This is a genomic window from uncultured Gimesia sp. (genome assembly GCF_963976445.1).
Classification (GTDB): Bacteria; Planctomycetota; Planctomycetia; order Planctomycetales; family Planctomycetaceae; genus Gimesia.
This window is the reverse complement of record NZ_CAXBKP010000022.1, coordinates 1-20,413: the sequence shown is the minus strand read 5'-3', so window position 1 is coordinate 20,413 and position 20,413 is coordinate 1. Positions and strand designations below refer to the sequence as shown.

Below are 20,413 nucleotides of genomic sequence, written 5' to 3'. Positions count from 1 at the left end.
ATGATCTTTGTGCGAAGTTGCTGGTGAATCTCATTCTGTTTCTGTCGCCGTGGCCGCTAGCAGCCCGATTTCACAGGCTTTGAGATATTCATCAATCATCAATGTTTCGTTTGTAGTATGGATGTCTTGTTGGCCGCATCCAAGTGTGACGGTGGGAAACCCGTGAGCGGCCATCCAGTTGGCGTCCAGCCCCCCATTGCCAATCGTCAACTTGGGTTGTCCCCCTAGTTTCTGAATGGCCTGTTTTGCGGTTTGAACCGCTGGTTCCTCTTCTGACAGGCGAAAGGAATCATATTTTAAATGTGATTCGAAGGAAATGCTCCCGCGCTTTCCGAGGCTGTTTTTCGTGGTTTTTGCAGACTTCTGGAAGGCTTTTTTGAATTCATTCAGAATTTTTTGTCGAAAGCGGGGGTTGTGACTGCGTGCTTCGGCTTTGATGGTTAATTCAGGCATGACCACATTTGTCGCAGCGCCTCCCGAGAGGACGCCGATGTTACTGGAGCCGCTCTCTTTGCCTTTGAGTACCAGGCCATGCCAGCCATTCTCAACGAGATCTTCGATGGCTTTACCGGCAATAACAGCGGCGCTGACTCCCAGTTCCGGATGCGCGCCCGCATGGCTGGCGATGCCAGAAATATGAATCAGCATGCCAGAATCACCGGTGGCCCCGATACAGATCATATCAGCCAGCTTGCCGTCCCAGTTGAAACACAGTTTGGGTTTTCCCAGTTTTCCGGTCGCCAGATTTCGCACTCCGACGAGACCGATTTCTTCCTGAACCATCCAGCAGAAGGTGAGGGGAGGGTGAGGCAGATCCTGTTCCAGAATGGTGAGTAGTGCATTCAGAATCACGCTGCAGCCGCCCCGGTCGTCGGCTCCGAGTGCGGTCTGATTGCTTTTCGAGTGAATCAAATTCCCTTTTCTGACTGGTTCTGCACCAACGCAGAGAGGGACGGTATCCATGTGAGCCATTAACAGGCGTCGGGGACCGCGAATCGTGCCAGGCAGCTTGACGATCAGGTTTCCTGTTTCGCCACCAATGGGGCTTTTTTTATAGGCAGCGTCAAATGTAATCTGCTTCTCGGGGAGGCCGGCCTTTCGAAGTCGTCCTACAATTTCCGCGGCAATATTTCCTTCTTCCCCACTTTTGCCGGGAATGGCCATCAGAGCGGTGACGAGTTGTAATGCCTGTTTGGAATTGACTTTAGCGGAAGCGGCTGTGGTACGGGGGCTCATAATGAGGCTTCAACCAAAAAGAGTAAGTGAGAGTTTTCGGGCTTATTAAGCAAGTTACGCTTTCAGGTAAGTTTTTTCAATGCGGTTTGCTGTTCGAAAAGTACACTACTTTGAGACAGTGGCAGACTCATATTGCTGTAAATCAGGATCAAAATTAGAATCCCGGCTGTTTTGTGGCTCAATTTCATGAACCGGTTCCAGATGACCCGGGCTGAATCTTAACATCGGTATTCTGTTTTTTGAAGATGATTCGTTCCCAGCTGCGCTGGCTCAAGCATTTAATGCTGGCATTGATTACGCTCATACTGTTGGCAGTAGGGAGTGAGGTCGCGTTACGTATTGCCGAATATCGGCAGCAGGTTTCTGTCAGTAACTATGATACAGAAGGCTTTCTGATTCCTTCTGATGTGACCTATCATCGGATTCGGCCTTTGCAGGATGTCTCCCGAAAACATCCGGATACGGAAGAGTTGGTTCAGATAAAGATCAACAGCATGGGGCTCAGAGGGAGTGAGTATACCATTCCCAAGCCGGCCGGCGTGTTTCGGATTCTCTGCCTGGGAGGAGAAACGGTGCTCGCACCAGAGATGGAAGCGTCGGATACCTTTTGTGTGCGTCTGGAAAATCTGTTGCAAAAACAGACTCAGTTGAAGATAGAAGTGATCAATGCCGGTGTGCCTGATGCCTGTCCGCTGATGTCTTATCTGCATTTAAGACATTCTTTGTTGGGACTTCAGCCCGACTTAATTCTGTTCAATTTTGATATGTCCGATGTTGCCGACGATCACGCGTTACGGCGTTATACCCAGATTGGAGATTCCGGAATTCCGCTCTGCTCGATGCATCCGTTATACGAGAAGATCAATGCTCCGGAGCGGCTGGAGAGCCATTTTTTTGTGTACCGTTACACGTTGAGGTGGGTCGGAGACTACTGGGTCGAAAACCAGCCAGCGGGTCTTGATCGGGACATTGATACGCCTCAGGGGAAATATTTGTGGCTGGAAGATCATCCTCCTGACTGGTCTGTGTATGTCAGACAGACTTTGGAACCGATTCAGAACATTCAACAAGTCGCACAGGGGACGTACTCCCGATTTATCCTGGCATCGTATCCTAAGCCGTGGCAGGTTTCGGAGACTGCGATGAACGGGGATCAGGCACGCAGTTCGCTGGGAGTACGCGAGGGCGTGCGGTATGCCAGTCGCTTTCCGTTCGAGTTACTGGAGACCTATGCGAAGCAATTGAACCTTTCGTATTGTGATACATCGTCTACATTTCAGAGCATTCAGAACCCAGACCGTTATTATTTGAACAGTGTCCCGCAATTCTCCCGGGAGGGACATGCCCTGTATGCCCGAGAGCTGGCATTGTTTATTTTGAAAGATATTCCCGGGATCTGGTCAGATGCCGTTCCTGATTCTTCTGCACAGCCGGCGCCCCAGCAGGCTCTGGTTCCGGTGCGCTGAACAGGAGACAGGAGAGGACTCTCACGCTTGGAATGGATATAATGGTAATAGTGGGTCTGGCAGTAAACCAGAAACAGTGTTAATAGCAACATAGCAGATTCAGAGAGTTGATCTTAAGGGGAAAGCCTTCAATCAGATTCAGGGTATCAATTTCTTTGATTTTCAAAGAGGTTATGCTCAATCATGACATATCTTTATTGATGTTAAGGGATCTTAACATTTCAGTGTAGAACCAAAATTCTGATCCGTTTGTAAAACATTGAAAAAATCCGTGAAATGAATGGTTGTCCATCAGGTCTCTCAAATTGTTGGTGAAAAATCCTCTCATTTTGAAATGAACTCCCATCGAAAACAGGAAAGAAATTTATGGGTTCGTATGAAACAGCTTGTCGTTATTTTGACCAGGCTTCCCGCCAGGTCGGCCTATCGCGCAACATGCAGGACTTATTGCGGACACCGGAACGCGAAGTGAAGGTGGAAGTAGCGATCGAGCGCGATAACGGCGAGATCGCGACCTATATCGGGTATCGAATTCAGCATGACAGTTCACGTGGTCCGATGAAAGGGGGGCTTCGTTTTCATCCGGAAGTCGATGCCGATGAAGTCCTGTCGCTGGCCTCACTGATGACGTGGAAGACGGCGCTGGTGAATATTCCCTTTGGTGGTGCGAAGGGGGGGATTTCAGTCAATGCTGGCCAACTCTCTCCAGGGGAACTGGAACGGGTGACCCGCAAATTCATTGATAAAATTTACGATGTAATCGGGCCATTAAAAGATATTCCGGCCCCCGATATGGGGACCAACGCGCAGGTGATGGCCTGGATTATGAATCAGTATGAAAAATATCGTGGCTTCAACCCCGCTTGTGTGACAGGGAAACCTTTGGAATTGCATGGTGCTGATGGGCGTGAAGAAGCAACGGGACGTGGAGTGGCGATGATTACACGTGATACCCTGGACCACCTGAAGATCGATGTGACAGGAGTCACGGTTGCCATTCAGGGGTTTGGTAACGTGGGGAGTTATACCGCTCACTTTCTGGATGAATTCGGGGCCAAAGTCGTTGCGGTTTCCGATGCCAGCGGTGGGATTTATAGCCCAGACGGGATTAACATTCCCAAGCTGATTGAATACACAAAAGATACCGGAGCAGTAAAGGGTTTTCCGGAAACGGAAGCAATTTCGAATGATGAATTGCTGACTTCGAATGTGACGGTTTTGATTCCCGCCGCATTGGGAGGAGTGCTTACGACAGAAAATGCCCGTGATATCAGGGCGAAATGCATTATTGAGGCTGCCAATAACCCAACGGAGCCGGATGCAGACGAGATTTTTGAGAAAAATGGAATCGTTGTTGTACCCGATATTCTGGCGAATGCGGGCGGAGTGACCGTGAGTTATTTCGAATGGGTACAGAATCGGCAGCATTTTAGTTGGGAAAAAACCCGTGTTCGCTCCGAGTTAGATCGTATTATGCATGACAGCTTTGAATTGGTCTGGAAAATTGCCACGGATAAAAAGGTTTCGCTACGTGTTGCCGCTTATATTCTGGGGATCGGCCGTGTGGGACGGGCAACCGTTCTAGGGGGTATTTAAGACCTGACTGGAATTCCCTTCTCCCATTCAATTCTGAAATTGATTAATAATTCTAAGTTTAACACCAGGCGATAATGAGGTGATAATATGCTATCAACAGAGCAGCTGATCAATGACTGTGTACTATTTCAGTCTGTGACTCCCGATGAAATGGAAGAACTGCTTTCGACTTCGGAGTGGGAAGAGTTTTCCGAAGGGACCCGGATCCTTGATGAAGGCAATTCCACGCGTTATCTCTGGATTATCCAGAGTGGTTCCTGTGAAGTGCGCAAAAAACTGTCGAACGGTAGCGAGCAGGCTCTGGCTGAATTAAGTCCGCTTTCTATTTTTGGTGAAATGTCGTTCTTCAAACCGGCGCCGCATTCTGCAAGTGTCGTCGCATTGACGGATGTCAAAACGGTACGTATCCCGGGACGTGATTTTGATCAGATGCTTAAAAACGGAGCTAACGGGGCACAAAAAGTTGTGTTTAATACGGTTCGGATCATGTCTGATCGGCTCAGGATAATGGATAAATGGACAGCGGACATGGTTGAGAGTTGTGGTTCCCGGAGCAAGAATGCCGAGTGGCACGATTTCCGATCCAAGCTCTATACCGAGTGGCAATTCTAAATTTTGGTGCTAACTAATGTACGCTTGAGCTGAGTCATGAGCAAAACAAGGGCGATTTCCCACTGACAGGGATCCCCCGTTGACACATTCCCGCTGATATTTGATACTCCCACTGAAATATCAGGTCGATTCACCGATGAGGCGCTGTTTAGGAGCGCACTTTCTGGTGACCGGTGTGTCTGGTAGAATGAAGAAATACTATTTTGCGAAACCAAGCTGAAGAGAACGGGCGCACTGTCCCGTAGATTTTTAAGAGTATCATGACTGAATTAGACCTGCCTCAATATACACAACTGCTGGCTCAGCAGGCGCGCGATGCCTCCCGAAAGCTGGTTTCCGCCAATGGAAATCAGAAAAATGCCTGGTTGCGCCGGATGATTGAGTTGATTCAACAACGCACGCCTGAGTTACTGGAAGTCAATGCAAAAGATGTGCAGCAAGCTCCTGAATACGGTCTGGCGGAAGCAGCAATCGATCGGTTGAGACTGACCGAGTCCCGATTACAGGGGATTACGACCGCGCTGGAAGAGATTATTGCACTCCCGAATCCGATCGGTGAAGTCATCGGAAGTAACATGCGTCCTAATGGCCTGTTGGTGACGCGCATCCGTGTGCCTTTGGGAGTGGTCTTCTTTATCTATGAATCACGACCGAATGTGACCATCGACGCGGCGGCGTTATGCGTCAAAAGCGGGAACGCCGTGATTTTGCGAGGTGGGAAAGAAGCTTTTCACAGTAACATGGCTTTTTATGCGTTATTGCAACAGGGATTGAAAGACGTCGGTCTGCCCGAGCAGGCTGTGCAACTGGTGGAGACGACAGACCGGGACGCGGTCGGGCATTTTCTAAAGCTGAGTGAATTTATTAATGTGACGATTCCCCGTGGTGGAAAGGGATTGATTGAGCGCGTGGCCCGTGATGCGACGATGCCTGTGATCAAGCACTTTGACGGAGTCTGTCATGTCTATCTTGATCAATCAGCGGACCTGGAACTGGCGAAGTCGATTACCGTCAACAGTAAATGCCAGCGTCCGGGAGTCTGTAATGCCGCCGAAAGTCTGTTAGTGCATGCTGATCTGGTGGAGACTGTTTTTCCTGCTGTAGTGCAAGCACTGCTTGAGCAGAAAGTTGAGCTTCGCTGCTGTCCCCGATCTCTGGAGTTGATCAGTGGCGGCAAGCCGGCGACGGAAGAAGATTATGCTACAGAATACGGGGCAAAGATCATGTCCGTCAAAATTGTGAATGACATGGATGAAGCCATTTGTCGGATTCACAAATACGGATCAGGACACACAGAATCGATCATTACCAAGGAATTGGCGGCTGCAGAAAAGTTTACGACCGAAGTGGATTCCGCCGCTGTGATTGTCAACGCCAGTACGCGATTTAACGATGGGGGCGAGTTTGGACTGGGGGCTGAAATCGGCATCAGTACCGATAAGTTCCATGCACGTGGCCCCTGTGGTTTGCATGAGCTGACGAGTTACAAATATGTGGCCCACGGAGCAGGGCAGATCAGAGAGTAGAAGGCATTGGGTGATTCGGAATTCAGGGAGCGGGTCTGATCTGTTTCTGAGTTTGAATATTAGGGAGGCCAGGGATGGCAGACGTACTCAGTCAAAATGAAGTCGAGTCGCTATTATCGGCGTTAGACCCCAGCGCGTCGAGCGGTGGTGGCGGGTCGAGTCGGCCTTCTACGCGCAATAACGACTTCAATTCCCAGATCAGCATTTATGACTTCAAACGCCCCGAACGTGTCAGTAAGGAACAAATGCGGGCCTTTCGTGCGTTGCATGAAAGTTTCAGTCGCGAATTCGGCGCTGCGCTGAGTGGGATGCTTCGCTCAATTATTGAAGTGAAATTGATCAGTGTTGACCAGTTGACTTATAGCGAGTTTGTTTTCAGCCTTGAAAATCCAACCTGTTTCAACCTGCTCGAATCAGAAACCCTTGATGGGCATATTATTCTGGATATCAGCCCGTCCATTATTTTCCCGATCATTGACCGGCTTTTAGGAGGAGATGGGAATTCGCAGGGCGCCTATCCCAATCGGGCGTTGACCGAAATTGAAATTCGTCTTGTTTCTCGGATCACCGGGCTGGCCATTGAGGGCATCGAATCGGCCTGGAGTAACCTGTGTGACTGGAAGCTGCGCGTTTCTCAGGTCGAAAGTAATCCACAACTGGTGCAGATTGTGCCTCCCAACGAAGTGATTGTTTTGATTTCATTCGAAGTCACAATGGGGGAAACCCGCGGCATTATTAACTTGTGTATTCCCTTTAATACAATTGAGCCCCTCTCGAATAAACTGACGTCCGATACCTGGTCTGCTTATAAGAAGAAGTCTCCTGATATGAGACAGCAGTTGAATCTGGAAGCCAGTGTCTCCAAATCCAAGATCAATTTGAAAGTGGATCTGGACAACAGTAAACTGACTGCCGGGGAAGTTCTTAACCTGGCGGTTGGTGATGTAATCATGTGTAATAAGGGGAGTGCGCAAAGTTTGACCGTCGAATTAGAAGGTTCTCCGGTTTTTACTGCTTATCCAGGTGTCTATAAGGGACATAAAGCAATCAGCATTGAAAAGATGCTGGCCATTCCAAAAGATATTATTGAAGCGCGGGTTAAAGCGTCCGAGATGGCACAAGCATGAGCGCGAGGCTGCTTCTGCTTCGCTTCCAGAGTTGATTTTCAAGAAGGTGCAGAGGCTTTTACGCTGTTTTGTGTCCTTGGGGCGTCAATCCTAAACGGGGTAACTGACTATTTGGTGAGTGAAAAATCCCGATTTTAAGCAGATCAGACATTTTTTCTGGGAAGTCCCCCGGTTTTTAGTCTCGTTTCGGTAGAAAAAATAGAGTGAGGCTGATTATACTGCGCGATCAACTTTCATCATAATATCAGTACGGACTGTTTGTATGAACATGTCCCCTCTGTGTGGTTGACGAATCATTCAATTGTTGAATGAAGAGAATATTGATATTGTACCCCAGGGTTTGCGATCTGAATCTCTGTTTTCACAGAGGCGACTGCTGCCTCTGAATCGTTTACGAAGAGTGAAAATATAATGCCTAAGCAAAAGACACATAAAGGATTGAAGAAGCGGTTTAAGATCACTGCTTCTGGTAAAGCCAAGCACAGAAAAGCATCTCGTGGTCACATTCTCAGCAAGAAGAGCCCCAAGCGAAAGATGCGTCTTCGTGGTGATGGAGTTGTGACAGGTGCTGAGGCAAAATTGATTGTGAACGCACTGCGTTCCAGTTCGTAACATCACCGCCAATCCCGTATGCCTGAGTATGGGATATCAATCCTGACGGAATCAAAACTTAACTTCTCAGTTGGAAAGTAGTCATGAGAGTTCGAAAAGGTTCAGCTCGACGTCGAGCAAAGAAAAGACTGTTTAAAGAAGTACGTGGTAATGTTGGCGGTCGTAGCAAGTTGTTGCGAACCGCGAAAGAAACCCTGGTTCGTTCACGCGTTTATGCTTATCGTGACCGTCGCGTACGCAAACGTGAATTCCGAGCATTGTGGGTGACTCGCATTACCGCCGCCTGTCGTGAGCGGGGTACGAATTACTCACAGTTCATTAACGGCTTGACAAAAGCGGGAATCACGCTGAATCGTAAGTCACTCAGTGAACTTGCGATTTTTCAGCCCCAAATCTTTGATGAGATCGTGAAAGCTGCTCAAGCTGCATTGGTAGCTTAAGCCTGATACAGCCTTAATTGGCGAATCAAATTGCAAAGCCAGGTTTGTTTTGATCAGCAAGCCTGGCTTTTTTTATGCTCAAATCAAAGGGGACTGGGGGAAATTATGCCCTGTTGACCCTGAAAACTTGCTTTGAAAATTGCAGTACGACTTTTAAGCTGATTCTGGTATATTTCACTTCGAATTCAGGTCGAGGGGATCAGTGAGTTTCCCTTTCATGGAGGCGGGAAGCGAATGTCAAACAATGTTGAATCAATGCCAGCAAGCAAGAGGTGGTTTCGCTGCCGGGGAGTTTCTACGATCTGCATGTTAAGCACGCTGGCTCTGGTAGCGTGTACTGGGTTTCAGCATGTTGTTCCAGCACCGTTGGTGTTCGAGGAGCAATCGCAGAAGATTCTTGAAATTGCTCCCGTTGGAACACAGAAAGAGCAGGCAATCAAGCAGTTGAATGCAGCCGGGATTTCCGGAGAGTTTTCATCAAGTCCTTCGATCTATTATTGTGATCTGTGGAAACGCGAAGATGGAAACCGCTGGCATTTGAATGTTGCGTTACTTTTCAATGAGACAGGGGCGGTTTATAAAACGCGTCCTGCACAAGCAGATGTCTCTTGGGAAAGCACTGCAGATCCCACAACCGAAGCGGAGCGTCAATAGCTACCGCCCCTTTCTCTCAGCTGTCAACCGGGTCAGCCGGTTTTTCGAGTAGTTGAATATGCCCGTGACAGAATTTGCAGGATGCGATCGTTCCCAGGTATTTATGTGCGATTCGTAATTCTTCGCGACAATGAGGGCAGTTGGTGTAGAAACCAAATGATTGTGTCTGTTTTGAATCGAGATTCAAAGAGATAGGGGCCTGGCAGAACTTACAGCTGACTTTTTTGCCGAGGTACTTTTTATGAACCCGTAGATCTTTATGGCAGTCGGGGCATTGGAAGTAAAAGCCAACCGGATAGGCATCGCAGTGAGCAGAGAGTTCCTTCAGTGGATGGAAGGCAGGGATCTCGACGGTATCGTGATCCAGATCGTCGTTTAGCAGTGCGCGACAGGTTTGGCAGTGAACCAGGTTTGCAGGCATGTCCTCCCCGCATTGAGGGCAGGAACCACCAGGCCAGGCGGGCATAATCAATCCTTCTGTAGAAAATCATCGATGAAATATTGAGTGGGAACGAGATGGCCCCGATCTCGATCCCGGCAGTCTACTGTAATCGCTGTGAGTGGCTGTCCTCTAAGTGAGAATGAGAGGAAAAACTTCACGGCGGCATGCTCCCATTATAGCAGCGCCGTGAATGGTTATGAATCAGATTCTTACAAAGTGCATCAGGAATTTGGCCAAAAAGTTACTTTTGGGCATCCAGGCAATACAGGTTTTTAAAGGTTCTCAGGAACATGCGGCCGTTGGCCACAACGACGGTGGCGTGGCTGGGGTCATTGAGTTTGACCTTCCCGTACGATTTGAATTGGGGAGAGGCGTCAATCATGGCGACCTGGCCGTTTTCATCGATGCAGTATAGAACACCGTTGATGCATACGGGGGAGCTGCTGTAGCCGCCATCGACGCGTTCCGTCCAGACATTTTTCTGGGTCGCCAGATCAACACAGCTGACCACGCCACTATCGCCCCAGAGGTAAAGGTGCCCTTCGTAGACAATCGGTGTGGGGACATAAGGCAGTTTTGTTGAGCGCTGGTACTTGATGTGGGTTTCTTTGATATTTCCTGATCCGGTGGGATCGACGCCGTAGAGTAGTTTTCCTCTGCCGCCTCCGCCACAGGTTGCAAAAATCAGGCCTTCGCCGTAGACCGGAGAGGAAACGGTTCGCATTGGAAATTCTCCCGTGGTCCAGTTGGCTTTACCTGTTTCCGGGTCGAGACTGCTGACACCTGTGGCACCGCTGACGCAAATCAACTGCGGGCCGGTGTTGGGGTGATTGATTATGATGGGGGTTGCATAAGAAGTTCTGCGCACAGCCCGGTCTGCCTGCCAGATGGTTTTTCCGGTCAGCTTATTAAAGGCGGTCACTGAGCTGGGGCCTTGTTGATCATTGGTGGCGATCAACAGGTCTTTGTAGATAATGGGAGAGCTGCCGTGACCGTGCTGGCTGGTGAAGGACCCCAGGTTACGTTCCCAAATTTGATTTCCTTTGAGGTCATAGGCAATCAGAAAATATGATTCTTCGTCTGCAAATTCCACATATACGTGTTCGCCATCTGTAGCCGGGGTGCTGGAGGCCCAGCTTCCTTTTCGGTGTTTATGGCTTTTTTTCAATTTCGTTTCGCGTCGCCACTTTTCCTGACCGGTTTTCGGGTCGATACAAAATAGATAGCGGGTTTCTCCTTCGCCGAGAGCGGACGTCACAAACAGGTTGTCACCCCAGATTGAAGGTGACGAATGTCCTACGCCGGGCAGCTCTTTCTGCCAGGCATAGTCTTTCTCGGTCCATTTTTGAGGAAATCCTTTTTCACTGGAAATTCCAGAACCATCAATCCCGCGAAAGCGAGGCCAGTTCTCGGCCTGAAGTGTTGTCAGGGCGGAAAGGCAGAGACAAATACCAAGGGCCGTCCGTAGGGGAGTAGTGAAAACACGGGCGAAAATTAAACTAGGCATGGGAGATTCTCTTTACAGGCAGGAAGATATTGATGTTTCACGCGTTTAGCTTACTGAATTCTTATTTTAGCTTGACGAATTTTATGTTCTGGTGCAAGTTAATTGAATATAATAATTACTGGGGTTATCGTAAGTAAATAGGGCGTACCGATTTCGGCATTGTTTGCGGGGCGGGGGCTCCACCTTTTCCTGAAGAGAGTACCAGGCTCACTGATTTTCGACAGTGGAACGTTTCCTGCGTAATATTCTATGCATAATTCTGAGCAACAAAATCCAAATGGCGCTGCGTCGGTCGCTTATCTGATCATTCAAGAGCTGGATGAGCGGGGGAAAGTCTATCGTCTGGTCGACCGTCAGGTCACGACAATTGGTCGTGCGCCGACAAATCGGATTGTTCTGGATGATGAGGTTTGCAGCCGCAATCATTGTGAGATTTTTTATAGCGATTTTGCCTGGGTCATTCGCGATCTGGGAAGCCGTAATGGAACATTGGTGCAAGGGATTGCGATTACACAGGATCATGAACTCCAGGAAGGGGACGTGATTGAGCTCGGAGACAGTGAGGCGATCTTCACGTATGATGTTGCTCGTTTTTCGTCTCGTGCGACGTCATCTGGTTTGTCTGAAGAACTGGAGAGTGAAACGATCGGAGTCGGACAGCAATCCAGTTGGGAAGAGTTTAACGTTCCAGAGATTATCCAGCGAAAGAAGCACACACGGTTTCATACGCCACTTCCCCCGTCTCAACTTGACCGGGATCGGACAAGTCGTGAATTGGGACGTCTCTACCGCTTGGCATTGGATATGGGGAATACCCAGTCCGTACAGGAACTCTCGCAGATCGTATTGAATGGTTTGTTTGAGGGGACGAGTGCGGATATCGGGGCAATCTTGTACTTTGATCCAGCCCGGCATGAAGCTCCCAAGCCAGAAAATTTGAAAGTAATTGCGTTTCAGTCTGTGGATGAAATGCCCTATCAAAAACCATCTGATTTTCTGTCTCAGATGGTGTTTGAAGAGGGGGATGCGGTTCTGGCGCACAATGTCGCGGAGGACAGCAAGCTTTCGACCCGGGACAGTCTGGGAAAGATTCATGCCCAGAGTGTGATCTGTGCCCCACTGCGTAACAAGCAGGGGGTAGCAGGGCTGATTCACCTGTATTCGACCAATCCAGATAATCCGCTGGATTCTGACGATCTGGAGTTCACGCTGGCTTTGGCCGATCAGTTGGCCATCTCCTTTCAAAACCTGAATGAGAAAAAGAAGCTCTCTGAAGGTTTGGCTCGGGTGGAGGTTGAGAACAAGGCGCTGCGCGAGCAGTTGGAGCTGGAGAGTGAACTAGTGGGCAATAGCGCGAGTATGATCGCGATGAAGGAGCAGATCCTGCGGATTGCCCCGACCGATGCCAGTGTGTTGATTCGAGGGGAAAGTGGAGTCGGCAAGGAGCTGGTGGCCCGTGCGATCCACTTCAACAGTCTGCGTAAGAAACAACCATTCGTCTGTATGAACTGTGCCGCACTTAGTGAAGGCCTGCTGGAAAGTGAACTGTTTGGCCATGAAAAGGGGGCGTTCACGGGTGCCACCAGTCAGAAGCCTGGTAAATTCGAGCAGGCGCATCGGGGAACTTTGTTTCTGGATGAAGTCGGCGAGATGTCTCTGAACGTTCAGGCGAAGTTTCTACGCGTTCTGGAAGGTCATTCTTTTGAGCGGGTAGGGGGAAGTACTTCGATTGATGTTGATGTTCGGGTTGTCGCTGCCACGAATCGTGATATGGAAAAAGCAGTGGCAAAAGGGGATTTTCGTCAGGATTTGTACTTTCGTCTGCATGTCGTTGAGGTGAGTGTAGATCCGTTACGTGTTCGGGCGGACGATATCCTGTTATTGGCCAACTATTTTCTGAATCGATTTGTGACGAAAACCGGACGGCCGATTCGTGGTCTTACTCAGGAAGCACAAGACCTGCTGGAATCGTACCATTGGCCCGGCAATGTCCGTGAATTACAGAATACGATCGAACGGGCCTTTATCTTATGTACGGGTGATATCGTGGATGCATCCGATATCCAGCTTTCCGCAGTCGGTATGAAAAGCGATCCTCAATGTGTGTTACCGGCGGCACAGACAGGGTTTCGGGATGTTTCGCTCGATGTGGTCGAGCAGGAGCACATTCTAGCGGTGTTGAATAATACCAACTGGAATAAATCACGGTCTGCTCAGATTCTGGGAATCGAGCGTTCGACTCTGGATCGCAAGCTGAAACGCTATGGGATCAACCGTCCTTGAGGGGCGATCAGAATGGCGCTGCCCTGACCGCAAAAAGTTTTGAGTCATCAAAACCCAGCAAATTCAGCCGAAGTGGGGGCTTACATCTTGAAGTCTGGGGGGTAGTGCCTGATCAAAGATCCGATTTCAAAGTAGTTTGCAAAAATGTCAAAAATCTTGTTGACATTTTACCATAAAAACTAAAGAATTGTCCTAGAAACAGGGGATACATATTAGGTGTCCTTACTTGCGGCTTTCAGCCGTAACCCTATAGAAACTGGGATGTTTTTTAACCACTAAATTTTAGAAGAGTTTCCCACCTGAAAAAAACTTCCCGCACCCTTGGAGGGTGTTGCTTGAAATCTCCCAAATAACGCAATGGATGCGTACGCTACGAGCGATTGAATTTCTCGGTTTGGTAGAGATGACTGATTGTTTTGTTCCACGAAGAAGGTTTGTCCACTCATATGGTATGGGTAGAAGGACTGGACTTAGTTATTGTTGTTGTTGGAGAAAGAAGAAGAGAATGTCGGCATTTTTGATGGGTTCGAATGACGTTGGTAATGTTTCATACGAAATCGAAGCTGATCCGTCACTGGTCAGCTTTGAAGATGGTGATTTCCAGGAGTTTTCTGAAGAAGGGTATGATCCCAACTTCGATGCTTTATTCGGTGAAGAAGAATACCGTGAAATGGGAATCAATCCAGATGATGCAACTCAGGCGAAGCCTGGTTCAGAACAAAAAGTTCTGATGCTGGCCGCTCGTTATGCTGCCGGTCTTCCGCTCTGGAATAATAGTGATTGCTATGATCACGGTCCAGGAGAAAATCTCCTGCAGGGGCTGCTTGCTTAAGTCAGATCATCGATCTCGTTGCGGGTTTTTCACGTAGTGAGTCGTTATATTTTCTATAAAGAAGAGTCTTCAGATTTAATGCTGAAGGCTCTTTTTTTGCGCCTGGAGATATCTCATGCAGCGCGCTGGCTCATATCTCTGTAGTAGTCAATTGGCTCATTCTGGCTTCAGAAGTGATTTACGAGCACTTCTAAAGTCTGGTTGTAAGCACGTGGTTTTCGAATGAAAAAATGAATAAATCCTAGTCACAAGGTATGCGGATCGTTACAATCAAGTAAGGTTTCAAGCCTGAAACAGGAAGATTCTTAACAACGTCTTTATGTCAAATTGATGAAGTTAATTCGTCCGAATCACCTAGAGAGACTACGTTTAATCTCCTACCTTTTGAATGCTGGGTTTGTTCCAGCTACAGTCCTGAGTGAATATGCATCCATCCCCGCTTTTTCGAGAGTTCTTCCGCGACCAGTTTCTGGTATGCGGGATGTGAAAAAGAGGCATTGAATTGATCCTTCCTTCAGTGCGATAAAATTCCATCCCCTGGAATTGCACCAAACTCAGCCCAACCAGAACTATTTGAAAATACGGCTATATCTTCTATCTATCCATGATTTCTATTGATCCAGGAGCTTATGATGAACCAGCGAAAACGTGGTTTTACCTTGATTGAATTGCTGGTGGTGATCGCCATCATTGCGATTCTGATTGCTTTGTTATTACCTGCTGTGCAGCAGGCTCGCGAAGCAGCCCGTCGCAGTACCTGCAAAAATAACCTGAAACAGATTGGGCTCGCTTTACACAACTATCTCGATACGCATTCCACATTCCCTCCGGGAATTACGAGAGCTCCACAGCACCCTTATGCCGGGGTAAGTGGCTGGAATACAGGGAAAGTTTTATGGTCTGCCTTCATTCTACCTTTTATGGATCAGGGACCACTTTACAACAAGATTGATTTCTCGATGCCTGATCCGGGAAGACACGCCAATAATGCAGACGTACGGAAAGTCGATTTGCCAGCTTATCGCTGCCCTAGCGATCCGGGTGGGAAGGGGACGACTGGTGATTCTTCCAGCGGTCCCAGCAATTATACAGGGTGTGTCGGAAATAGCCCCCTTGGTTCTGTCTCAGGCGGGGGCAGTTCCTATAAAAACAATGGGACCTCAGTCTTTTTTACCGATAGCAAAACAAAAATCCGGGATATTACTGATGGAACTTCCAATACTATGATGGTATCCGAGTTATTGGTCGGTTCTGAATACTTAAACTACGGTAATGTCAGCACGGGCGGAATTCTAGATGATTGTAGTATGTCAGGAAGTACTGGAAAGCTACGAGGTCGATCATGGTTTTATGGAGATGCTTCAATCGACTGGGCTTACTTGACCGTGTTCTCTCCCAATACAAAACTGGCTTGCCGGACCTTTCAGGAATATGCCAATGCTTCTCCCGCCAGTCAGCATGTCGGCGGTGTGCATATCCTGCTCTGTGATGGGGCAGTTCGATTTGTATCTGATAATATCCATTTGAAAACATGGCAGGACTTGGGGAACAAATCAGATGATAATGTTCTGGGAGAATTCTAGTTCGGGCAGAATTCCTACTGGGACGGATCGACGTGTTGGTCTCTGGTGTTGATCTCTGTAGCCGACTTTGCCATGACAAGGTCGGCTTAGTTTCTCATACTGTTGTTATTTTTATGGAAAAGAAAAATGCGTTCAAAGAACCAACTTCATATCTTATTTACTGGGCTGGCTATTTTGGCCATAACTGGCTGCGGTGGGCAGTCAGGTCTGAAGTTTTCCACCTCTCAAGTTCAGGGAACAGTTAACTATCAGGGGAAACCGCTGGAGTCCGGGAAGATTCGATTCATCCCAGATGGGAAAGTGGTCAATGGGCAGGTAGCCGGCAAGGCGATCTTTGCTGACATCCAGGATGGTAAATATTCAGTCTCGTCAGAGGATGGCGCCACGGTTGGGAAGAACCGTATCGAAATCAAAAGCTATCGTGGTTCTGGGAAAAAAGTAGTTTCTTCCGGGGGCGAAAGTCAGAAAATTGAGGAAGTCGTACAGTTTCTGCCATCCAAATATAACACGGAATCCACGTTATCAATCGAAATCAAAGAAGGCGAGAATGTACAGGATTTTGATCTGAAGTAATTTGCAGAGCTATTTTGCAATGAAAAAGTCTTGGCTTCATCTCGTCATTTCGCAGCCTGTATATGAATTGACTCAGAAGTGTTATCAAATCCATACTAGACCTGTTATATTCGATTTGGTTTGATTGATTTTTATGAAGCAGGTAGCGTGGAGTGAGATCATGCAGCGAGCTAGAATCTTTGCCGTTTCGATGATCGTCGCCTTACTCTGGGAATCTGTTTTTGCGTCTGAGCAGGTAAAATTTGATCGCGAGAAACTGGCACGGGGATTTGTCAATCAGATGGAGCAGGGAGAGTTTGAGAAGGCGGTACAGCGATTTGATACTGTGATGGCCAAAGCACTTCCTTCCGACAAATTGCAGGCGATCTGGAATGGGCTCGTTAGTCAGTATGGCAGCCTTCAACGGATTGGGGATACGAGAACCGAGGATCTCAAGAAGTACCAGATCGTGTTTGTCACCTGTCAGTTTGAGCGAGGCAAGCTCGATGCCAAGGTGGTGTTTACAGAGCAGAATGAAATTGCAGGTCTGTTTTTCGTGCCCACTGGCGCGTATCGCTCTCCCGGTTATGTGAACCAGAAGGCGTTTGAGGAAGTCGAAGTGACCGTGGGCAGCGGGCTCTGGGTGGTGCCAGGCACACTATCGCTGCCCAAGGGAGGCAAGGAGGTGCCGGCGGTTGTGCTGGTGCATGGATCGGGCCCCCATGATCGGGATGAAACGATTGGCCCCAATAAGCCGTTCCGAGATCTGGCACACGGGCTCGCTTCCCGAGGCATTGCCGTATTGCGGTATGAGAAGCGGACAAAGCATCATCGGCTCAAAACGGCGTTGCTTTCAGGAGGGCTAACCGTCAAGGAAGAGACCGTCGATGATGCTGTCGCGGCCGTGAATGCCCTGACAAAGCAGCCGCGGATCGATCCTGAGCGTATCTTTGTACTGGGGCATAGTTTGGGAGGAAATCTACTGCCGCGGATCGGAGCCGCCTCCGATAAAATCACCGGTTTTATCAGCTTGGCCGGCTCGGTAAGGCCTCTGGAAGATCTTGTGCTGGATCAGGTGAGCTATCTGTTTTCACTCGATGGGACGGTCTCGGCTGAGGAGCAGCAGAAAATTGATGTCATCGCAAAACAGGTGGAAAAGGTGAAATCGCCTGCGTTGTCAGAGGAAGTTGCGGCCTCGGAACTCCCGTTAGGGGTTTCAGCAAGATACTGGCTGGATCTAAGAGGGTATGACCCTTCCAAGAGTGCGAAAACATTGGAGAAGGCCTTTCTAATCCTGCAGGGTGAGCGGGATTATCAGGTCACAATGGTTGATTTTGATCTATGGAAACAGGCATTGGGGAGCCGCGATGATGTCACGCTGATTGCTTATCCCAGGCTGAATCACCTTTTCATGGCAGGCGAGGGAAAAAGTGCTCCAAGTGAATATATCACTCCCGGTAATGTGGAGAAGCGTGTCATTACAGATATTGCCAAATGGATCGAAGCCCAGAAATAGGGGCTGTTCTTAGAGGCGATCCGGGCTGACTGCCAGGGCCGTTTTCTTCATGGTGATGATCACGGTTTTCGCACATTTTTTGCGCAGCTCGCAAACTTACGGCGCACATCAAAACTTAATCGAAGTCGCCCGGATTATTTACAGGCGGTTAAGATTGAGTTCAATATTGATTTTTCTAAGCCTTGTATATTGTGTCAGATAGGGATTTTTCATATCTATGCTGGCGTTGCGAGTCTGCTGTTTTTTTGAAACAACTTAATTTTGGCACATGATTCGCGACTGTGGAAAAGTAGTTTGAATCCAAGCCGACACTCATTTTTTTAAGTTGGATCGTTGCGATGTCTTTGCAGACTTTACAAAAACCCCGTCGTTCATTTGCAGAAGAAACAACCATTCTGGATGGTCTCAGAAAGAGCCTGGAATGCCAGCCTGAAATGGAAGTTTCGCAGCAGGATCTCCCCTCTCAATGGGAAGCCTGTCCTGCACCCGCTACGTTGGAAGCAGAGATCCTCTCCGGGACTCACCAACAGATCCAGAATGTGAAAGTTCGCTGCGATCACGCGGGAATTACCGTCTACGGTGTCAGTTCCACCTACTATCTGAAGCAATTGGTGACACAAGTCGTGCAAACCTTTGCACCTTCGGTCCCCTTGGTGAACCGGGTTCTGGTTCAGGGCAAATAGCAGCCCGGGTCAAAGTTGCCCGATGCTGACAATGTTTGAATACAAAAATAGCGGCGTGAATCAGTTTCACGCCGCTATTATCATTTCTGAGTTTCGGTTCTGATCAGTCGTTTATTTTGATGATTTCTAATCGGAGTGTTCCTGAAGGAACATCGACTTCCACCTGATCTCCCACTTTTTTGTTGAGCAGGCCTACAGCCAGAGGGCTTGAGGTCAGGATTTTCATGACTTCGCCTGTGTAATCCTCTTCGCCGGGGCCGACAAATTCATACTTCTCTTCCAGGCCATCATTGAGGTCTTTTACAGTCACAATTGCTCCGAAGGTGACTACGCCTTTAGGCATGTTTGATTTATCGGCGATATAGCAGTTTGCCAGCTTGGATTTCAGCTGGTTGATTTTCGCTTGTGTCATCCCCTGTGCTTCGCGTTGGGCATGGTATTCGGTGTTTTCCTTCAAGTCACCCTCAGCGCGTGCATCTGCGATGGCCTGGGCGATCTCAGGCATCTTTTCGTTTTCGAGGTAACGAATTTCTTCGCGCAGTTTATCGTAGCCCTCTTGTGTGATTGGATGACGGTCCATAATTTCGACTCCCGGTTCTCTATCCTCGAGATTTATTTAATTCAGTATATAGCAAAAACGGGCGACGTAAAATTGTCGCCCGTTTTTACAAAGGCTTATTATGCTGGCATTATAGCAGAAAAGCTGCCTGTAATGCTATGCAATTTCGACCCATTGCTTGTCTTTCGCACTTTGCAGAACGGCATCACAAACTTTTTGAGTTTCAAGCGCCGCTCTGAAGTCGGGTTGGGTTGGCTTGCCGGTATCCAGTCCCTGGAAGAAATCAGCCAGCGCGTTTGTAAAGGTGTGCTCATAGCCGATGGTGCAGCCGGGAACCCACCAGTGATCCATGTAGGGATGCTCAAAGTTAGTCACATGAATCCGGCGCCAGCCAGTCAGATGATCTTCTACTTTCTGACCTGTGGTAGGATTCGCATATTCAAAATACTGCAGAATCTGTGGATCTTCCAGATCAAAGAAGACAGAGCCATCTTCGCCATTCAGTTCGAACGTATTAAAGTTCTTACGTCCGCGGGCATAACGCGAGCTTTCAAAGGTTCCCATAGACCCATTGGCAAAGCGGGCTAAAAACATACAGGCGTCGTCGATTTCCACTTTGGTCTTTTCGCCGGTATCCTGATGCACGCGTTCTTTGACAAACGTTTCCGTTGCTGCGGAAACCGAGGTGATCGGCCCATTGAGCCAGATCGCGGAATCAATCGAGTGTGCCAGTAGGTCGCCAGTCACGCCGCTACCGGCGACTTTGGCATCCAGTCTCCAGAGAGTAGCACCCCCTTGAGGAACGTCTTCGGCAATCGTCCAGTCCTGCAGGTAGCAAGCCCGGTAATGGAAAGGCCGACCGATCCGTTTTTCATCCACCAGTTGCTTGGCCAGTGAAATGGCGGGAACGCGACGGTAGTTAAACCAGACCATATTCGCCACGCCTGCTTTTTCGATAGCGTCTGTCATGGCAACGGCTTCTGCCGTGTTCATGGCGAGTGGCTTTTCGCAGAGCACCATCTTGCCGGCTTCAGCGGCAGCGATGGCGATATCGTGGTGCGAATTGTTGGGGGTGGTGATATCGATCAGGTCGATGTCATCCCGTTCGATCAGTTTTCGCCAATCGGTTTCGTAGGATTCCCAGCCCCAGTTGTCGGCGAAGTCTTTGACTTTATCTTCGCTGCGGG

At 48.7% G+C, this 20,413-nt stretch carries 19 protein-coding genes; 14 read left to right on the top strand and 5 right to left on the bottom strand.

Annotated features, from left to right (window positions below):
• Positions 1–30: 30 nt before the first annotated feature.
• Positions 31–1,236: a M20/M25/M40 family metallo-hydrolase gene (locus tag AAC022_RS20260; RefSeq protein WP_339733906.1), complete on the bottom strand. Its 1,206-nt coding sequence runs from the start codon at positions 1,234–1,236 to the stop codon at positions 31–33.
• Positions 1,237–1,481: 245 nt separating this feature from the next.
• Here AAC022_RS20260 and AAC022_RS20255 point away from each other — a divergent pair, with 245 nt between their 5' ends.
• From AAC022_RS20255 to AAC022_RS20220, 8 genes are all read left to right on the top strand, one after another.
• Positions 1,482–2,702: a hypothetical protein gene (locus AAC022_RS20255; RefSeq protein WP_339733904.1), complete on the top strand. Its 1,221-nt coding sequence runs from the start codon at positions 1,482–1,484 to the stop codon at positions 2,700–2,702.
• Positions 2,703–3,068: 366 nt separating this feature from the next.
• Positions 3,069–4,298 carry a Glu/Leu/Phe/Val dehydrogenase dimerization domain-containing protein gene (locus AAC022_RS20250; RefSeq protein ID WP_339733902.1) on the top strand — a complete coding sequence of 410 codons (1,230 nt, stop codon included), beginning with the start codon at positions 3,069–3,071 and terminating at the stop codon, positions 4,296–4,298.
• 87 nt (positions 4,299–4,385) lie between these two features.
• Positions 4,386–4,910, top strand: a complete 525-nt coding sequence (locus tag AAC022_RS20245; protein ID WP_339733900.1) for a cyclic nucleotide-binding domain-containing protein — start codon at positions 4,386–4,388, stop codon at positions 4,908–4,910.
• Positions 4,911–5,170: 260 nt separating this feature from the next.
• Positions 5,171–6,436: a glutamate-5-semialdehyde dehydrogenase gene (locus AAC022_RS20240; RefSeq protein WP_339733897.1), complete on the top strand. Its 1,266-nt coding sequence runs from the start codon at positions 5,171–5,173 to the stop codon at positions 6,434–6,436.
• A 74-nt stretch (positions 6,437–6,510) separates the two neighbouring features.
• Complete coding sequence (gene fliM / locus AAC022_RS20235) at positions 6,511–7,563, top strand: flagellar motor switch protein FliM (protein ID WP_339733895.1); 1,053 nt, start codon at positions 6,511–6,513, stop codon at positions 7,561–7,563.
• A 411-nt stretch (positions 7,564–7,974) separates the two neighbouring features.
• Positions 7,975–8,175, top strand: coding sequence for a 50S ribosomal protein L35 (gene rpmI / locus AAC022_RS20230; protein WP_339733893.1), 201 nt, complete (start codon positions 7,975–7,977; stop codon positions 8,173–8,175).
• Positions 8,176–8,258: 83 nt separating this feature from the next.
• Positions 8,259–8,615: a 50S ribosomal protein L20 gene (gene rplT / locus AAC022_RS20225; protein WP_339733891.1), complete on the top strand. Its 357-nt coding sequence runs from the start codon at positions 8,259–8,261 to the stop codon at positions 8,613–8,615.
• A 234-nt stretch (positions 8,616–8,849) separates the two neighbouring features.
• Entirely contained in the window at positions 8,850–9,269 is a 420-nt protein-coding gene (locus AAC022_RS20220; protein WP_339733889.1) for a hypothetical protein, read from the top strand.
• A gap of 16 nt (positions 9,270–9,285) precedes the next feature.
• Here the strand turns inward: AAC022_RS20220 and AAC022_RS20215 are convergent, their stop codons facing one another.
• Positions 9,286–9,735, bottom strand: a complete 450-nt coding sequence (locus AAC022_RS20215; protein WP_339733888.1) for a hypothetical protein — start codon at positions 9,733–9,735, stop codon at positions 9,286–9,288.
• A gap of 217 nt (positions 9,736–9,952) precedes the next feature.
• Positions 9,953–11,218 carry a PQQ-binding-like beta-propeller repeat protein gene (locus AAC022_RS20210; protein WP_339733887.1) on the bottom strand — a complete coding sequence of 422 codons (1,266 nt, stop codon included), beginning with the start codon at positions 11,216–11,218 and terminating at the stop codon, positions 9,953–9,955.
• A gap of 249 nt (positions 11,219–11,467) precedes the next feature.
• Between AAC022_RS20210 and AAC022_RS20205 the strand changes: the two genes are divergently transcribed.
• From AAC022_RS20205 to AAC022_RS20180, 6 genes are all read left to right on the top strand, one after another.
• The gene (locus AAC022_RS20205) at positions 11,468–13,501 is read left to right on the top strand and encodes a sigma 54-interacting transcriptional regulator (RefSeq protein WP_339733886.1); all 2,034 of its coding nucleotides are present in this window, start codon (positions 11,468–11,470) and stop codon (positions 13,499–13,501) included.
• 505 nt (positions 13,502–14,006) lie between these two features.
• Positions 14,007–14,333 (top strand): hypothetical protein, encoded by a 327-nt coding sequence (locus AAC022_RS20200; protein ID WP_339733885.1) that lies wholly within the window; start codon positions 14,007–14,009, stop codon positions 14,331–14,333.
• A gap of 632 nt (positions 14,334–14,965) precedes the next feature.
• Positions 14,966–15,916 carry a DUF1559 domain-containing protein gene (locus AAC022_RS20195; RefSeq protein ID WP_339733883.1) on the top strand — a complete coding sequence of 317 codons (951 nt, stop codon included), beginning with the start codon at positions 14,966–14,968 and terminating at the stop codon, positions 15,914–15,916.
• Between the two features lie 126 nt (positions 15,917–16,042).
• Positions 16,043–16,489 (top strand): hypothetical protein, encoded by a 447-nt coding sequence (locus AAC022_RS20190; protein WP_339733882.1) that lies wholly within the window; start codon positions 16,043–16,045, stop codon positions 16,487–16,489.
• 160 nt (positions 16,490–16,649) lie between these two features.
• Positions 16,650–17,984 (top strand): alpha/beta fold hydrolase, encoded by a 1,335-nt coding sequence (locus AAC022_RS20185; protein ID WP_339733881.1) that lies wholly within the window; start codon positions 16,650–16,652, stop codon positions 17,982–17,984.
• A gap of 338 nt (positions 17,985–18,322) precedes the next feature.
• Positions 18,323–18,667, top strand: coding sequence for a hypothetical protein (locus AAC022_RS20180; protein WP_339733879.1), 345 nt, complete (start codon positions 18,323–18,325; stop codon positions 18,665–18,667).
• 103 nt (positions 18,668–18,770) lie between these two features.
• Here the strand turns inward: AAC022_RS20180 and greA are convergent, their stop codons facing one another.
• A complete protein-coding gene (gene greA, locus AAC022_RS20175) occupies positions 18,771–19,247 on the bottom strand; it encodes a transcription elongation factor GreA (protein WP_339733877.1) in 477 nt (158 codons plus the stop codon).
• A 135-nt stretch (positions 19,248–19,382) separates the two neighbouring features.
• Positions 19,383–20,413: Gfo/Idh/MocA family oxidoreductase (locus tag AAC022_RS20170; RefSeq protein ID WP_339733875.1), on the bottom strand; the 1,031-nt coding region annotated here is incomplete at its 5' end.

Bases quoted from the DNA above. Each gene is read 5' to 3' on its own strand.
- AAC022_RS20260 (WP_339733906.1), bottom strand. From the start codon at position 1,236: ATGAGCCCCCGTACCACAGCCGCTTCCGCTAAAGTCAATTCCAAACAG.
- AAC022_RS20255 (WP_339733904.1), top strand. From the start codon at position 1,482: ATGATTCGTTCCCAGCTGCGCTGGCTCAAGCATTTAATGCTGGCATTG.
- AAC022_RS20250 (WP_339733902.1), top strand. From the start codon at position 3,069: ATGGGTTCGTATGAAACAGCTTGTCGTTATTTTGACCAGGCTTCCCGC.
- AAC022_RS20245 (WP_339733900.1), top strand. From the start codon at position 4,386: ATGCTATCAACAGAGCAGCTGATCAATGACTGTGTACTATTTCAGTCT.
- AAC022_RS20240 (WP_339733897.1), top strand. From the start codon at position 5,171: ATGACTGAATTAGACCTGCCTCAATATACACAACTGCTGGCTCAGCAG.
- fliM (WP_339733895.1), top strand. From the start codon at position 6,511: ATGGCAGACGTACTCAGTCAAAATGAAGTCGAGTCGCTATTATCGGCG.
- rpmI (WP_339733893.1), top strand. From the start codon at position 7,975: ATGCCTAAGCAAAAGACACATAAAGGATTGAAGAAGCGGTTTAAGATC.
- rplT (WP_339733891.1), top strand. From the start codon at position 8,259: ATGAGAGTTCGAAAAGGTTCAGCTCGACGTCGAGCAAAGAAAAGACTG.
- AAC022_RS20220 (WP_339733889.1), top strand. From the start codon at position 8,850: ATGTCAAACAATGTTGAATCAATGCCAGCAAGCAAGAGGTGGTTTCGC.
- AAC022_RS20215 (WP_339733888.1), bottom strand. From the start codon at position 9,735: ATGCCCGCCTGGCCTGGTGGTTCCTGCCCTCAATGCGGGGAGGACATG.
- AAC022_RS20210 (WP_339733887.1), bottom strand. From the start codon at position 11,218: ATGCCTAGTTTAATTTTCGCCCGTGTTTTCACTACTCCCCTACGGACG.
- AAC022_RS20205 (WP_339733886.1), top strand. From the start codon at position 11,468: ATGCATAATTCTGAGCAACAAAATCCAAATGGCGCTGCGTCGGTCGCT.
- AAC022_RS20200 (WP_339733885.1), top strand. From the start codon at position 14,007: ATGTCGGCATTTTTGATGGGTTCGAATGACGTTGGTAATGTTTCATAC.
- AAC022_RS20195 (WP_339733883.1), top strand. From the start codon at position 14,966: ATGAACCAGCGAAAACGTGGTTTTACCTTGATTGAATTGCTGGTGGTG.
- AAC022_RS20190 (WP_339733882.1), top strand. From the start codon at position 16,043: ATGCGTTCAAAGAACCAACTTCATATCTTATTTACTGGGCTGGCTATT.
- AAC022_RS20185 (WP_339733881.1), top strand. From the start codon at position 16,650: ATGCAGCGAGCTAGAATCTTTGCCGTTTCGATGATCGTCGCCTTACTC.
- AAC022_RS20180 (WP_339733879.1), top strand. From the start codon at position 18,323: ATGTCTTTGCAGACTTTACAAAAACCCCGTCGTTCATTTGCAGAAGAA.
- greA (WP_339733877.1), bottom strand. From the start codon at position 19,247: ATGGACCGTCATCCAATCACACAAGAGGGCTACGATAAACTGCGCGAA.